This window comes from Streptomyces fulvorobeus (genome assembly GCF_013167895.1).
Taxonomy (GTDB): domain Bacteria; phylum Actinomycetota; class Actinomycetes; order Streptomycetales; family Streptomycetaceae; genus Streptomyces; species Streptomyces fulvorobeus.
Genome location: NZ_BLWC01000001.1, coordinates 2,843,715 through 2,858,848, shown reverse-complemented (window position 1 = coordinate 2,858,848; position 15,134 = coordinate 2,843,715). Strand labels below are relative to the sequence as shown.

Sequence of the window (15,134 nt, the reverse complement as noted above, 5' to 3'; positions counted from 1 at the left end):
ACGGGACCCTTCCGCTGTGGGCGGTCCCGCGTACCGGTCGCGCTCACTTCGCGTCCGAGTACCGCTGGACGACCGCGGTCGTGAACGGGAAGCGGACCGGTGTCGCGCCGAACGCGGTCCGCCCGGCCAGCTCCCCCGCGGCGCGGATCGCCTCCACCACGGCCCCGGTCTCCTCGGCGGGGCAGTGCACGATCACCTCGTCGTGCTGGAAGAAGACCAGCTCGGCCCGCAGCTGTCCGGCGGCGAGCGTCCGCCGCAGCGCGGCCAGGAGCAGCAGCGCCCAGTCGGCGGCGCTGCCCTGCACCACGAAGTTGCGCGTGAAACGGCCCCGCGCCCGGGCGTCCGAGGAGGCGTGACCCGGGGTGGGTTCGGGGTCGCCCGATCCCTCCGGTCCGCTTCCGCCCGGCGCAGCCCCGGCCTCCTGCGGAATACCCGCCTCCCCGTCCTCCCCGGCCCCGGCGGCCGGAGGGCTCGTCCGGCCCAGCCACGTCCGTACGAGACGCCCCTCCTCACCGGCCTTCGCCGCGTCGTCGACGTAGGCGACGGCCTGTGGGAACCTCCGGCGCAGCGCGGCCAGGTTCTTCAGGCCGTCGCCGGACGTCTGTCCGTAGATCGCACCGAGCAGCGCGATCTTGGCGTGGTCGCGGTCGCCGTGGAACGCCCGGTCGGACAGGGCCTTGTAGAGGTCGCCGTCATGCCCGGCCACCTCCATCAGCCCCCGGTCGCGGGAGATCGCGGCCAGCACGCGCGGTTCCATCTGGTCGGCGTCGGCGACGACCAGCCGCCAGCCCTCGTCCGCGACGACTGCCTGCCGTATGACCTTGGGGATCTGGAGGGCGCCGCCGCCGTTGGTCGTCCAGCGCCCGCTGACCGTGCCGCCCGGCTGGTACTCCGGCCGGAAGCGGCCGTCACGGACCCAGTCCTGGAGCCAGCTCCAGCCGTGCGCCGTCCAGATCCGGTACAGCTTCTTGTACGCGACGAGCGGTTCCACGGCCGGGTGGTCCAGCTCCTCCAGCTCCCAGCGCCGGGTCGACTTCACCTTGAATCCCGCCTGCGCGAACGCCTTCAGCACGTCGGCGGGGAGATCGGGGCGCACCCGCCTGCCGAAGGCGGACGACACGTCGTCCGCGAGCTCGGCCAGTCTGCGGGGCTCCCCACCGCCCGCGTACCGCTCGCCCAGCAGCTCGTGCAGCAGCTCCCGGTGCACATCCGCCCGCCAGGGCAGCCCCGCCCTGTTCATCTCGGTGGCGACGAGCATGCCCGCCGACTCGGACGCCGTGAGCAGCCGCATGCGGGCCGGATGAGCCGCGGCGTCATGGCGGTGCAGCTGCTCGGCGTAGACGGCGAGGAGGGCGTCGAAAGGCACGTCCGTCCCCGACCGCGGCTCGAAGAGGGAGGACTGCGATCCGGGCTCGGCCGACCGGGACGGCGGATCGGGTGGTACGGGGGCGTGGTGCAGACGGGCGAACGCGGCGGCCGCTGACCGGGGCTCCCCGAGGCGTCCTTCGTGACCCAGCAGCAGCAGCTCGGCGCACTCGACGTCGTAACACCGCTCGACGCGCACCCCGGCCGCGAGCAGCCGGGGGTAGATGTCGGCGGTCGAGCGCCAGACCCAGCGCACCACGTCGGGCCGTGACCGCACGGCCTCCACGAGGTCGGGCTCGGCGAGGACGGGGCCGGCGGGCAGCCCGTCCCCACCCAGCGGTGCGAGCAGTGCGCCACCGCCCTCCGCCGTGGCCACAGCCCATCGTCCGGTCATGAAATCGAGTCTGACACCCGCCACTGACAACGGCCCGGCCCGCGTCGGCCGACGCGGGCCCCACCCCGGCAGCCCCGTGTCCCGCCCCCGCCTACCCTGGTCCCATGGAACCGGTGATCGACCAGGCATTCGCGGCGGCCCTGTACGCACAGGACGACACGGGCCTGGACACCGGTGCCTCCCTCCTCGCCGCGGACCCCGCCGCCGACGACGAGGTGCACGTACGCGGCGAGGAGTTCGTCCGGCGCGCCTGGTCACGGGGGTGGCAGCCGGCCGACCTCGTCCGGATCGTCCGGCGCGAGCGGGACGAGAGCGCGGTGGCGCTCGTGGCCGCGCTGATCACGGCCGAGACCGTCAGGTACCCGCACCTCCCGCCCCGCTGGGCCGGCCAGCTCGCCACGCTCCCCGCCCCCGCTGCCCGGAACCGGCCCGACCGCTTCTCGTACGCCTCCGCCCTCCTCGGCCTGTACCGCCTGCTCCTCGGCCTCCCCGTCATCGAGCCGGCCGGCCCCGCCCCGGGCACCGCGGCCGACCGCGTCCACCAGCCGCCAGCCCACGGCGAATCCCGGATGCTCACCCGAATCCGCGCCCTCCTGGCGAAGGCGGAGGGCACCGGCTTCCCGGAGGAGGCCGAGGCGCTCACCACCAAGGCGCAGGAGCTCATGGCCCGGCACAGCATCGACGAGGCGCTGATCGCCGCGCGGACGCACAGCGACGGGACGCCGGGCGCCTGCCGGATCGGCGTCGACGCCCCGTACGAGACGGCGAAGGCGATCCTGCTGGACGCCGTCGCCTCCGCGAACCGCTGCCAGGCCGTGTGGAACAGCGAGGCCGGCTTCACGACGGTCGTCGGTTTCGAACCGGACCTGGAGGCCGTGGAACTGCTCTTCACCTCCCTGCTCGTGCAGGGCACGGCCGCGATGACGAAGGCCGAGGCGGGCCAGCGGGCGGGCGGCCGCAAGCGCACCAAGACGTTCCGGCAGTCCTTCCTCATGGCGTACGCCCAGCGGCTGGGCAGCCGCCTCGCATCCGGCACCGCCCGGGTCACCGCGGCGGCGGACGCGGGCGGCGCCGGCGACATGGCCGGCGGCACGGAGTCCGCCGCTCCCGGCACTCTGCTGCCGGTCCTGGCCGCCAGGCACGTCGCCGTCACGGAGACGGCCGAGCGGATGTTCCCGAAGACGACCACCACCCGGGTGCGCGGTGCCACGGACCTCGACGGCTGGACCCACGGCACGGCCGCCGCGGACCGGGCCCGCATGGGCGCGAACGGGCCGGGGATCGACCGCTGACCCGGGAAGAAGGCCGTACGTCCCGGTCCTCCCGCCGTACGTCCCGGTCCTCCGCCCGGGTGGGAAGCGGTACGCGAGGCGGTGGCGCGGTGGGATTCCGAGGAGGCGCCCGCCCCCGGCTCGGTGACCGCACCGGGGCCCCGCGGTCGTCAGGGAGCCGGCGTGCCCGAAGGCTCCGTGGGCGGCGCGCCGACCTTCCTCCTGGTGAGCGTGTCCCTGGCCCCGGTGTCCCACGAGACGACGAGGGTCCTGCCGTCGTTGGACTCGACGGTGCCCTTCGTACGTTCGGTGCTGCCGCCGGTGCACGTCAGCCGCAGCGTCACCTTGTCCCGCTCCCTCACCTGACCGTGACAGACGTGCTGTTCGGCGATGAGCGCGACCGAGCGGGAGGCGACGGACAGGGCGATGTCCTTGCCATCGGTCAGCCCCGACCAGGTGCCTTCGAGTTTCCCGGCGCCCGCGCCGGGCTTCCCGTTCTGCCCGGGGCCCGAACCGGGGCCCGAACCGGAATCAGTACCGGAACCCGAATCGGCGCCGGAACCGGAATCCGCCCCGGAATCGGCACCGGATGCAGAATCGGAGCCGGAAACCGAATCCCCGCCCGAGCCGCTCTTGCGTCCGCCGTCGCCGTTTTCGCCGCCGCCACCGCCGCAGGCCGTCAGTGCGAGCGCGACCACGACGCTCGCGGTGACGACGGCTCCCATGCGTACAAACCCGCCCATGCGGACTTCCCCCTGTCTGTCTCCGGTCGAAAGACCGCGCCAAACTACCAGCGTTCCGCAATCAACTCCCTTGATACGGAGCCGAATACGCTCATCCGGCGTCTCTTTGACGGGAGGCGGGCAGACGGGAAGAGGAGCTGTAATCAAAGGAACACCCCGTGTGCACGTGCATCTGCTCATGCATTGGCATATGAACACAGCTATGATCCGAGCTAGTTGACACTTGCACCTTGCAACTCGGGGAGCGTCCTGTGCACCACGTGTACAACGGCATGGCGGCCACAGAGCTTCGCGGAGTCGTCTGGCAGAAGAGCAGACACAGCAACTCCCAGGGTTCCTGCGTGGAGTTCGCGAAACTGCCCGGAGGAAATGTGGCGATGCGTAACTCGCGCCACCCGGACGGGCCCGCACTGGTCTATACGCCGGCGGAGATAGAGGCGCTGCTGCTCGGCGTGAAGGACGGGGAGTTCGACCACCTGGCCGCGGGCTGACGCCCACCGGCCCGCACCCGGTCCGACGACGGCGCACGCGCCCACCCCGGGAGCGACCGGTACCCGGTGGAGCAGCCACCCGTACCGGCGCCCTCTACGCGCGTCAGCGCTCAGCGACGTCCTGCGCGCGGTCCGCCGCCGCACCCGGCAGCCGGAACAGGGCCCAGACCACCTTGCCGCGCAGCACTCCGGCGGGCAGCGTCTCACCGGCCGGGGCGGGCGAGGCGTGCCAGCCCCAGGAGTCGCTGAAGGACTCCACCAGGAACAGCCCGCGGCCCGACTCCGCCGAGTCCGCAGCCTCGCCCGTCACCGGACCGCTCCGGCTGGGGTCGCGCACCGCGCACACCAGGCGGGACGTCCAGTGCATCAGGTGCAGGCGTACGGGCGGGTCGTGCGGGTCCCTGGCCACGTCCCCGGGCAGGGCATGGCGCAGGGCGTTGGTGACGAGCTCGGAGACGACCAGGGCGATGTCGTCGAACCGCTCGGTCAGGTCCCAGCGGGTGAGCGTCTGCCTGGTGAACTGGCGTGCTGCGCGCACCGCCTCGTAGCGGGCCGGCAACGTGCAGGTGGCCGATCCCGCGACCCCTGAGGGGTCGGTAGGTGGAAGCCCCTGCCGTAACGGCTCGAGCATCGTCGATCCATTCGTCCCCATACGAGGCACTCCCGGGATTCGCGGCTGTAGCGGCACTGCCTGTAGCGGTACTGCGGGGGTACAGCGGCACAACACGAGCACGCAGGTGCGCGAGGGCCATCGTTCCGAATGCGCAGGGCAGATGCAAGGGCAGATGCACGTGCACGCGCCGGAACTGCCCGACAGCGTGCCGGTTCTTACTCATTTCTTCCTCTGGGCAGATTCAAAGCTTTCTGCAAGTCTTCCCATTTGCGTAATCGAATGAGTACGGGCTGAAGCGTTTTGGTGGCAGAATCCGGCACTCGGGGTCCAGGGGAACCCCCTGGGTGTCCGGGAAGCGATGGGGAGGGTTGGACCAGTGCCGGCAGGCGAGTCGAGTGGTTCTGTGGTGCGGCGCATCCTCCTGGGCTCACAGCTCAGGCGCCTGCGCGAGTCGCGGGGCATCACCCGTGAGGCGGCCGGCTACTCCATCCGCGCCTCCGAATCGAAGATCAGCCGCATGGAGTTGGGACGGGTGAGCTTCAAGGCCAGGGATGTCGAGGACCTGCTCACGCTCTACGGTGTCGCCGACGAGGTGGAGCGTGACTCCCTCCTCGGTCTGGCCCGTGAGGCCAACGTGGCGGGGTGGTGGCACAGTTTCGGCGACGTACTGCCTGGCTGGTTCCAGACCTACATCGGTCTGGAGGGTGCGGCATCGCTCATCCGGATCTACGAGGTGCAGTTCGTCCACGGCCTGTTGCAGACCGAGGCGTACGCCCATGCCGTGGTCTCCCGGGGCATGCGCGGCGCGCCCGCCGCCGAGATCGACCGCCGGGTCGCCCTGCGGCTCGAGCGGCAGAAGGCGCTCGTCTCCGAGCGTGCCCCCCGCTTCCACGCCGTGCTCGACGAGGCGGCGCTGCGCCGTCCGTACGGCGAGCGCGAGGTGATGCGTGCGCAGCTGCGGCATCTGATCGACATGTCGGAGCAGCCCAACATCACGCTCCAGGTGATGCCCTTCAGTTTCGGCGGGCACGCCGGGGAGAGCGGTGCGTTCACGATGCTGCGATTCCCGGAATCCGATCTGTCGGACCTCGTCTATCTGGAACAACTGACAAGTGCGCTTTATCTGGACAAGGCCGAGGAAGTCGCCCAGTACGAAAAGGCCATGATTCGCCTCCAGGAGGACAGTCCGGGCCCCGAGGAGAGCCGCGACCTTCTTCGCGGTCTCCTGCAACTGACCTGATTTATCAGTACGATGACGTCGTATCAGCCATATCGGGAGTCTGTTCCTGCAGTAAGGGATTGCATGTCCTACTTCAATGAACTGGCCTACCAGTACATCGACGGCGAGTGGCTGACCGGCAGCGGCTCGTGGGACATCATCGATATCAATCCCTACAACGGCGAGAAGCTGAGTTCCATCACCGTCGCCACCTCGCTGGAGGTGGACAGGGCCTACCGGGCAGCGGAGAGCGCCCAGCGGGCCTGGGCCGCGACCGGGGCGTACGAACGCCGTGCGGTACTGAGCCGTGCGGTGGACGTGGTCGAGGAGCAGTACGAGGCGATCGTGGGAGCGATCGTCGACGAACTGGGCGGTACGCGCGTCAAGGCGGAGTACGAGGTCCGCCTCTGCCAGGAACTTCTGCGCGCGGCGGCCGGTCAGGCCCTGCGCCCGATGGCCCGGCTTCTGCCCTCGCCGGTGGACGGCAAGGAGAACCGCGTCCACCGGGTGCCTGTCGGGGTCATCGGCGTGATCTCCGCTTTCAACTTCCCTCTTCTGGTGACCATGAAGTCCGTGGCTCCCGCCCTGGCCCTCGGTAACGCGGTCGTCGTCAAGCCCCACCAGCGCGCCCCCATCGTCGGCGGCGGCCTGGTGGCCAGAATCTTCGAGGAGGCGGGGCTTCCCGCCGGACTGCTCAACGTCGTGGTCACCGACAGCGCGGAGATAGGTGACGCTTTCATCGCGCATCCGGTGCCCAGGGTGATCTCGTTCACCGGTTCGGACCGGGTGGGCCGTCACATCGCGGCGACGGCGAGCGGACTCTTCAAGCGGGTCGTCCTCGAACTCAGCGGGAACAGCGCCCTGGTGGTGCTGGCGGACGCGGACATCGACTACGCGGTCCAGGCCGCCGTCTTCAGCCGCTTCCTCTACCAGGGCCAGGTCGGCATGGCCGCCAACCGCATCCTGGTGGACCGCGCGGTCGAGGCGGAGTTCACCGAGCGGTTCACGGCCGCGGTGGCCGGTCTCAGGACCGGCGACCCGCGCGATCCGGACACCCGCATCGGCCCGGTCATCAGCGCCGTGCAGGCCGAAGCGCTGACCGCGCTGGTCGACCAGGCGATCGCCGACGGCGCCATGGCGCTGGTACGGGGCCGCACGCGCGGCAATCTCGTGGAGCCGACGGTGCTGACCCGGCTGCCCGAGAACTCCCCCCTGCTGGTCCAGGAGATCTTCGGCCCCGTCGCCCTGCTGGTGCCGTTCGACGGCGAGGAGGAGGCCGTGCGGATCGTCAACGACAGCCCGTACGGTCTCAGCGGTGCCGTGCACACCCGGGACGTCGAGCGCGGGGTGCGCTTCGCCCGGCGCATCGTGAGCGGGATGTTCCACGTCAACGACTCCACCGTCCAGGACGACCCGCTGGTGGCCTTCGGCGGCGAGAAGATGTCCGGGATGGGCAGGCTGAACGGTGAGGCGGCCGTGGAGGCGTTCACCACGCAGAAGTGGATCTCCATCCAGCACGGGCGGACCAGCTTCCCGCTCTGAGCCCTCTTCGAGCGGAGATCGAGGACAGAAGCTGACCGCAAGGGTCCCTAACGTGGGTGGTGTCAGGAAGAAAGACACCGGCACCGATCCCCAGGGCGGTCATCATGGTCACGCACGTTCTCTTCGACGCACACGCCGGCGAGCGCGGTGCACTGCTGGCCTTCGTCGAGGCGCAGCGCGGCGCCGTGCGCCGTGCGCTCACCGGCCTCACCGAGGAGCAGGCGGCGAGCCGCCCCAGCCCCAGCGAGCTCTCCCTGTCCGGGCTGCTCAAGCATGTGGCCGAGACGGAGCTGAGCTGGCTGCGGATGGCTCAGCGGCGGCCGAACGAGAAGGAGCGCACCCAGGAGACCTGGGGGGACAGCTTCCGGCTGGTCGAGGGCGAGACCATTCCGGAGATCCTCGCCTTCTGGGCGAAGGTCTCGGCAGAGACCGAGGAGTTCATCGCCTCCGTGGACAGCATGGACGACACCTTCCCGCTCCCCGAGGCGCCCTGGTTCCCGGCGGGCGGCCAGGTCTCGATGCGCTGGCTGCTCCTCCATCTCGTGGAGGAGCACGCACGGCATGCCGGTCACGCCGACATCATCAGGGAGTCCCTCGACGGCAGGACGGCCTACGAACTGATGGCTCCGGACGCCGCTTACGCTGAGGACGCTCCTGGTCGAAGCTGATGAGAAAGAGTGTGGGAATGTCCGCGATCCGGCTGCTCGTCCTCGGTGCCGTGCGCCAGCACGGCCGTGCGCACGGCTATCAGGTCCGCAACGACCTGGAGTACTGGGGCGCGCACGAGTGGTCCAACGCGAAACCCGGATCGATCTACCACGCTCTCAAGCAGATGGCGAAGCAGGGACTGCTGGTCGCGCACGAGGTGGCGCCCTCCACGGCCGGCGGTCCGCCGCGCACCGAGTACGAGATCACCGGGCAGGGCACGGAGGAGTTCCTGGCGCTGCTGCGCGAGGCGATCACCTCGTACGACCAGAAGATGGACGTCCTCTCGGCGGCCATCGGCTTCATCGTCGACCTGGAGCGGTCCGAGGCGGTCGAGCTGCTGCGGCGGCGGGTCGCGGCCATCGAGGCGTGGCGGATGGCGGTGACGGAGCACTACACCCCCGAGGACGGCCCCGAGGTGCTCGGGCACATCGGCGAGATCATGCATCTGTGGGTGCACTCGGCCGACGCGGGTGCCGCGTGGACGCGGGGCCTGATCGCCCGGATCGAGGGTGGCGCGTACACCTTCGCGGGCGAGGGGGAGCCTTTCGTCGGTGTGCTCGGCGAGGGTGAGGAGAACCCCTACGCGACCGGTGTCCCCGATCCCGGGGACTACCACTAATCAAGTTTGACGAATGGATGCGGGCGGGATACCCTCCTCCATCTAGTCAAGTTTGACTACTTGAGGAGCTGGTAGAGATCTCGACCGACGCGATCGTCGTAGAAGGCGTGCACAAGCGGTACGGGGACAAGCGCGCCCTGGACGGGCTGGACCTCACCGTCCGCCGCGGCACCGTGCACGGAGTGCTCGGCCCCAACGGGGCGGGCAAGACCACGGCCGTACGCATCCTGTCGACGCTGCTCCGGCCGGACCGGGGCCGGGTCGAGGTGGCGGGACTCGACGTGTGCGCCGAGGCCCGCGAGGTCCGCCGGCGGATCGGCCTGCTCGGGCAGCACGCGGCGGTGGACGAGGAGCTGGGCGGCCGGCAGAACCTGGAGATGTTCGGCCGCCTGTACCACCTGGGCGCACGCGGGGCGGGCGCGCGGGCGGACGCCCTGCTGGAGCGGTTCGGGCTCGCCGACACCGGCCGCAAGCCGGTCAAGCAGTACAGCGGAGGCATGCGGCGGCGGCTCGACCTGGCCGCGTCACTGATCACCGACCCGCAGGTGCTGTTCCTGGACGAACCCACGACCGGTCTCGACCCGCGCGGCAGGGCCGAGGTGTGGGGTGCGGTGCGCTCCCTGGTGGGCGGCGGTACGACCGTGCTGCTGACCACCCAGTACCTGGACGAGGCGGACCAGCTGGCCGACCGTATCTCGGTGATCGACGGGGGACGGGCCATCGCGGACGGGACGGCCGATGAGCTGAAGGCGAGGGTAGGCGGCGACCGGATCGACGTCGTCCTGCGGGACGCGGCCCGGCTCCGCGAAGCGGCGGCGCTCCTGGGGGACGGGGTGGTCGTGGACGAGGACCGGCGGCGGCTCAACGCGCCCGCACAGGACCGCATGGCGGCCCTGACCCGGACCGTACGGGCGCTGGAGGAGGCGGGCATCGAGGCCGAGGACATCGCGGTGCGCCGCCCGACCCTGGACGAGGTGTTCCTGTCCCTGACGGACCGGACGCGGGACGACGCGGAGGTGGCGGCATGAGCGCGGTGACGGTAGCGGGGGAGACGGGCACGGGCCGTATCGGCTGGGCCCTGGCCGACTCCTGGACGATGACCCGGCGAGAGCTGGCGCACTGGGCGCGGCAGCCGGTCCAGGTGGTCGTCGGACTGGTCTTCCCGGTGATGCTGCTCCTGATGTTCAACTACCTGGTCGGCGGCGGCCGGGGCGTCGAAGGTGACACCACCGAGTTCCTGGTGCCCGGCATGCTGGCGCTCACCATGGCCTTCGGCCTGGAGGGGACGATGCTCGCCGTCACCCAGGACCTCGGCAAGGGCGTCATCGACCGGTTCCGCTCCATGCCGATGGTCTCGGGCGCGGTCCTGGTCGGCCGGAGCGTCGCGGACATGCTCCAGTCCGTCGCGGCGCTCGCCGTCATGATCGGCGTCGGTTACGCGGTCGGCTGGCGCTGGCACAACGGCACCGCCGCCGCGCTCGCGGCGGTGGGCCTCCTGCTGCTCCTGCGGTTCGCGATGCTGTGGGTCGGCATCCAGCTGGCCATGGTGGCGGGCAGGCCGGAGATGGTGCAGGCGGTCCAGATCCTGGTCTGGCCCGTGGGCTTCCTCTCCAACGTCTTCGCGACGCCGGAGTCGATGCCGGGCTGGCTGGGCGCGGTCGTCGAGTGGAACCCGATGTCGGCCACGGCGACGGCGGTGCGCGACCTGTTCGGCAACCCGGGGGCGGCGGGCGGCACCTGGGCCTCCGACCACGCCGGACTCCTGGCGGTGGCCTGGCCGCTGGCGCTGACGGCGGTGTTCCTCCCGCTGGCCGTGACCCGCTTCAGGAACCTCGACAACTGACCGGACGCCCCGGGAGGGCCGCTCCCGGGCGGCGGCCCCGGGACGGCCGGCGCCGCACAGGTGCATCCCGACTTGCACCTCACGCGACGGCAGGTCCCAGGCTGGGTGACGTACCGAGCCACAGAAGGGAGCGGGGAGCCGTGGACTACTCCGTGGGCCAGGTCGCCGGGTTCGCCGGGATCACGGTGCGCACACTGCACCACTACGACGGAATCGGCCTGCTGTCACCCTGCGGGCGCAGCCACGCGGGCCACCGCCGCTACGACGACGGGGACCTCGACCGGTTGCAGCAGATCCTGTTCTACCGGGAGCTCGGCTTCCCGCTCGACGACATCGCGGTCCTGCTCGACGATCCGGAAGCGGACCCGCGGGAACACCTGCGGCGCCGGCACGCGCTGCTGTCCGAACGGATCGCCGCACTGCGGAAGATGGCCGCCGCCGTCGAAACAGCCATGGAGGCGAAGAGGATGGGTATCGATCTCACACCCGAGGAGAAGTTCGAGGTCTTCGGGGGCGCGGACCCGGAGGAGTACGCGCAGGAGTCCCAGCGCCGCTGGGGCGGCACCGAGACCTACGCCGAGTCCCAGCGCCGTGTCGCCCGCCACACGAAGGATGACTGGAAGCGGATGCGGGCGGAGGCCGCCGGCTGGGGGAAGCGCTACGACGCGCTGATGGAGGCGGGTGAGCCGGCCACCGGCGAGCGGGCGATGGACCTGGCCGAGGCCCACCGGCAGCACATCACCACCTGGTTCTACGACTGCACGCTCACGATCCACCGGGGCCTGGGCGAGATGTACGTCGCGGACCCGCGGTTCCGCGCCTACTACGAGTCGATCAGGCCCGGCCTGGCCGAGCATCTGCGGGACGCCATCGAAGCCAACGCCGAACGGCGGGCGTAGGACCTGCGGATACGGCGGGCGGGGGCGTGCCGCACGGCCCCCGCCCGCCGTACCGGTGAGCACCCGCCTTCCGGGGGCGGCTTTGCCCCGGTTCGCGTCCTCACTATTTCCGCTCGCGCCCCTGGAACCCGGAGGCGCCCCGCAGCGTTGATAGCTTGGGGCGGCCACGCAGCCGCCATCGATCGATCCTGGAGCCCGGACCCTTGAATACGCTTGCGCTCGGCCCGAGCTGGCTGGACCCGGACTATCTGATCAACCAGTTCGGTCTGATCGGCGTCCTCGCCATCGTCTTCGCCGAGTCCGGTCTGCTGATCGGCTTCTTCCTGCCCGGCGACTCCCTGCTGTTCACCACGGGTCTGCTGGTGACGACCGGGAAGCTGACGACCCCCCTGTGGCTCGTCTGCACCCTGGTCGCGCTGGCCGCGATCATAGGTGACCAGGTCGGCTACCTCTTCGGCCGGAAGGTGGGCCCCGCCCTCTTCACCCGCCCGGACTCCCGCCTCTTCAAGCAGGAGAACGTCGAGAAGGCCCATGACTTCTTCGAGAAGTACGGCCCGAAGTCGCTGGTCCTGGCCCGCTTCGTGCCGGTGGTGCGTACGTTCACGCCGATCATCGCCGGTGTGAGCCGGATGAACTACCGCTCGTTCATCACGTACAACATCGTCGGCGGCATCCTCTGGGGCGTCGGCGTCACCGTCCTCGGTGCCATGCTCGGCAAGATCGACTTCGTGCACGAGCACATCGAGATGATCCTCATCCTGATCGTGCTTCTCTCCGTGCTGCCGATCGCGGTCGAGTTCCTGCGCGCACGCGGCAAGTCGAAGAAGGAGCCCGTGCGCCGGCAGGACGGCCCCGGGCACTCCGGCGGTCCCGAACACCCGGGCGGCGGCCACCCGGGCGGCGGCAACCCCGGCGGCGGTCCGGCCGCAGGCGGCAACCCCTCGTCCGGTCGCGGCAGGCACGCCAAGCGCTGACCCGGCCCGCCCCACCGGCTCAGAAGCCGCGCGTCCGCTTGGCCGCGCGGCGCCCGGCGCCCCCGACGGCGCCGGGCACCCGCATGAACAGCCGCGAGATCTCGCTTCCCAGGTTCACCCCGATCGCGATGGCCAGCGCCGTCGCCACCGCGGTCGACAGGGAGCCGAGGCCCGCGTCCAGCTCCCCCTGGGCGACACCCAGCAGACCGAAGTACGTCGCGGAGCCCGGCAGCAGCGGCCCGATCGCCGCCGTGATGAACGGCAGCGACGAGGTGTACCGGTAGCGCGAGAACAACTGGCCGAAAAGCCCCACCACGCCGGCCGCCACCGCCGTCGCCGCGACCGGGGAGATATCACCCGTCCGGGCCATCGCCCCGTAGATGATCCAGGCGACACCCCCGTTGAGCGTGACCATCAGCACGGTGGAGCGCTCCTGCTGGAGCAGCACCGCGAAGGCCAGGCTCAGCGCCATCGACGCCAGGATCTGGAGCACGGGCCGGTCGACGGCCACGAAGCGCGCCTCGGGATTCAGCCCGACCCCCAGCTGGACGCCCAGATACAGGATCAGCAGCACCCCGGTGACGATGCCGATGAAGAAGTACATGACTTCCAGGAGCCGGGCCGCCGCGGTGATGTAGTAGCCGGTCAGGCCGTCCTGCACCCCCGCCACCAGCGCCCGCCCCGGCAGCAGCGCGAACAGCCCACCGGTGATCACCGCGGAGGGGCGGATGTCCGTGGAGTGGGTCATCGTCAGCAGGACGCCCATCGCCGCGGGCGGCATCGCCGCGACCAGGAACTGGTAGAACTCCGGCAGCCCGCGCCCCGCGCAGAGCCACGCCAGCCGGTCCCCGAGCATCGCCCCGGCCGCCGCCACGACGAAGACCAGGAACCCACCGCCGACCAGCACCGAAGCCGAACCGGCCAGCAGACCGGCAGCGCACGTCAGCACCCAGCCGGGGTACGGATGCCGGTTGCGGCGGATCTCGGCGAGGCGCCCGTACGCGTCCTCCAGGGAGACCTCGACGTCCTCCCTGGTGATGTCGTCGACCAGCCGGAACACGGCGGCCAGCCGGGTGTAGTCCGTGCCGCGGCGGCGTACGGTCCGGCTCGCCGTGACGGGGTCGTCGACCAGCGACGGCTGGTGCGAGATGGACAGCAGGGTGAAGGTGACGGTCGGCTCGGACCTGTCCAGGCCGTACGAACGCGTCACCGCGAACATGGCGGCCTCGACGTCCTCGGCCCCCTCGCCGCCCGCCAGCAGCAACTCCCCGATACGCAGGGTCAGGTCGAGCACGCGCGGTACGGCGGGGCCGGTGTCGTCCGTCTTCTGGACGATCTCCGGGGCGGGCCGCTCGGTCACCGGCATCCGGAGCATCGTGCGCATCCGGTCCTGCCAGGGCGCCTCCTTCGTCAGCCCGACCATCGGGCTGCCGTGTGCCGGGGTGAAAGCGGGCGGCGCGTGCTGGGTGCTGTAGGCGCGCGGCGGCACGAAGGCGGACGTCAGGGTGTCCGAGCCGGAACCGGAACCCGTACCGGAACCCGAACCGGACGCCACCGACGGGTCGGTGTGCAGACCGGTCGGAAGAGCGAACTCCGACGACGGGTGGTCGTCGTCGACGGGAGCGGCGGGCTGGCCCACGCCCCTGGGTGGCTCGAAGGCACTGTGTGCCTCGTCGGACTGGGGCTTCTGGTCCTCAGGACCGCCCTGTTCCGCCACCACTCGACCTCGCTTTTCTTCGGCTCGCTTCCTCGGCTGCGCCCAGGGCTCTGTCTCGTGCCCAGTATGTGCACGGACATGGCTCAGGACGCGAAGCGGGGCGGCACACCGGTGAAGGTGTGCCGCCCCGCCTCACCGGCCGCCCGGACCAACTGCCCGAGCGGAACCGGAAGTGCTACGTCAGTGCGCGCCGCCCTGCGCCTCAAGACGCTTGTACGACGCCTCGATCTCGGCCTCGGCCTCGGTGCGGCCCACCCAGTCGGCGCCCTCGACGGACTTGCCGGGCTCCAGGTCCTTGTAGACCTCGAAGAAGTGCTGGATCTCCAGACGGTCGAACTCCGACACGTGGTGGATGTCGCGCAGGTGCTCCACCCGGGGGTCGGACGCCGGGACGCACAGCAGCTTGTCGTCGCCGCCGGCCTCGTCCGTCATGCGGAACATACCGATGGCACGGCACTTGATGAGGCAGCCGGGGAAGGTCGGCTCCTCCAGAATGACGAGAGCGTCCAGCGGGTCGCCGTCCTCGCCGAGGGTGTTCTCGACGAAGCCGTAGTCGGCCGGGTAGCTGGTCGAGGTGAAGAGTCGACGGTCCAGGCGGATCCGGCCGGTCTCGTGGTCCACCTCGTACTTGTTCCGCGAACCCTTAGGGATCTCGATAACGACGTCGAACTCCACGGGTGGCTCCTCCATGATCAACACATACGACTGGTGGTTAAGTGTCCCCCACGCAGATGGG

General features: G+C 70.8%; 15 protein-coding genes. 10 read left to right on the top strand and 5 right to left on the bottom strand.

What is annotated here, in order from left to right; all coding sequences use genetic code 11:
• Positions 1-43 precede the first annotated feature (43 nt).
• A complete protein-coding gene (locus Sfulv_RS12865) occupies positions 44-1,759 on the bottom strand; it encodes a bifunctional 3'-5' exonuclease/DNA polymerase (RefSeq protein ID WP_173313823.1) in 1,716 nt (571 codons plus the stop codon).
• A 104-nt stretch (positions 1,760-1,863) separates the two neighbouring features.
• On the opposite strand from Sfulv_RS12865, the gene Sfulv_RS12860 reads away from it, so the two are divergent.
• Positions 1,864-3,051: a DUF2786 domain-containing protein gene (locus tag Sfulv_RS12860; protein WP_173313822.1), complete on the top strand. Its 1,188-nt coding sequence runs from the start codon at positions 1,864-1,866 to the stop codon at positions 3,049-3,051.
• Positions 3,052-3,200: 149 nt separating this feature from the next.
• Here Sfulv_RS12860 and Sfulv_RS12855 read toward each other — a convergent pair whose 3' ends face one another.
• On the bottom strand, positions 3,201-3,773 hold the full coding sequence (locus tag Sfulv_RS12855) for a hypothetical protein (protein ID WP_173313821.1): 573 nt from the start codon (positions 3,771-3,773) through the stop codon (positions 3,201-3,203).
• A 251-nt stretch (positions 3,774-4,024) separates the two neighbouring features.
• Between Sfulv_RS12855 and Sfulv_RS12850 the strand changes: the two genes are divergently transcribed.
• Entirely contained in the window at positions 4,025-4,264 is a 240-nt protein-coding gene (locus Sfulv_RS12850; RefSeq protein ID WP_173313820.1) for a DUF397 domain-containing protein, read from the top strand.
• A gap of 103 nt (positions 4,265-4,367) precedes the next feature.
• Here the strand turns inward: Sfulv_RS12850 and Sfulv_RS12845 are convergent, their stop codons facing one another.
• A complete protein-coding gene (locus Sfulv_RS12845) occupies positions 4,368-4,895 on the bottom strand; it encodes an ATP-binding protein (protein WP_173313819.1) in 528 nt (175 codons plus the stop codon).
• A gap of 340 nt (positions 4,896-5,235) precedes the next feature.
• Between Sfulv_RS12845 and Sfulv_RS12840 the strand changes: the two genes are divergently transcribed.
• The 8 genes from Sfulv_RS12840 to Sfulv_RS12805 all read left to right on the top strand — a co-directional run bounded on the left by Sfulv_RS12840 (position 5,236) and on the right by Sfulv_RS12805 (position 12,681).
• A complete protein-coding gene (locus tag Sfulv_RS12840; protein ID WP_173313818.1) occupies positions 5,236-6,117 on the top strand; it encodes a Sco1979 family transcriptional regulator in 882 nt (293 codons plus the stop codon).
• 63 nt (positions 6,118-6,180) lie between these two features.
• A complete protein-coding gene (locus tag Sfulv_RS12835; protein WP_173313817.1) occupies positions 6,181-7,638 on the top strand; it encodes an aldehyde dehydrogenase family protein in 1,458 nt (485 codons plus the stop codon).
• A gap of 104 nt (positions 7,639-7,742) precedes the next feature.
• The gene (locus Sfulv_RS12830) at positions 7,743-8,306 is read left to right on the top strand and encodes a DinB family protein (protein WP_173313816.1); all 564 of its coding nucleotides are present in this window, start codon (positions 7,743-7,745) and stop codon (positions 8,304-8,306) included.
• A 17-nt stretch (positions 8,307-8,323) separates the two neighbouring features.
• The gene (locus tag Sfulv_RS12825) at positions 8,324-8,965 is read left to right on the top strand and encodes a PadR family transcriptional regulator (RefSeq protein WP_173313815.1); all 642 of its coding nucleotides are present in this window, start codon (positions 8,324-8,326) and stop codon (positions 8,963-8,965) included.
• 77 nt (positions 8,966-9,042) lie between these two features.
• On the top strand, positions 9,043-9,993 hold the full coding sequence (locus Sfulv_RS12820; protein ID WP_173317806.1) for an ATP-binding cassette domain-containing protein: 951 nt from the start codon (positions 9,043-9,045) through the stop codon (positions 9,991-9,993).
• Entirely contained in the window at positions 9,990-10,808 is an 819-nt protein-coding gene (locus tag Sfulv_RS12815) for an ABC transporter permease (RefSeq protein WP_173313814.1), read from the top strand. Before Sfulv_RS12820 ends, Sfulv_RS12815 begins: the two co-directional genes overlap by 4 nt.
• Before the next feature lie 140 nt (positions 10,809-10,948).
• Positions 10,949-11,707: a MerR family transcriptional regulator gene (locus Sfulv_RS12810; RefSeq protein ID WP_173313813.1), complete on the top strand. Its 759-nt coding sequence runs from the start codon at positions 10,949-10,951 to the stop codon at positions 11,705-11,707.
• A gap of 203 nt (positions 11,708-11,910) precedes the next feature.
• Positions 11,911-12,681, top strand: coding sequence for a DedA family protein (locus Sfulv_RS12805; RefSeq protein ID WP_173313812.1), 771 nt, complete (start codon positions 11,911-11,913; stop codon positions 12,679-12,681).
• Between the two features lie 19 nt (positions 12,682-12,700).
• Here the strand turns inward: Sfulv_RS12805 and Sfulv_RS12800 are convergent, their stop codons facing one another.
• Positions 12,701-14,401: a threonine/serine exporter family protein gene (locus tag Sfulv_RS12800; protein ID WP_173313811.1), complete on the bottom strand. Its 1,701-nt coding sequence runs from the start codon at positions 14,399-14,401 to the stop codon at positions 12,701-12,703.
• A gap of 177 nt (positions 14,402-14,578) precedes the next feature.
• Positions 14,579-15,073, bottom strand: coding sequence for an inorganic diphosphatase (locus tag Sfulv_RS12795; RefSeq protein ID WP_014155500.1), 495 nt, complete (start codon positions 15,071-15,073; stop codon positions 14,579-14,581).
• Positions 15,074-15,134: the final 61 nt, after the last annotated feature.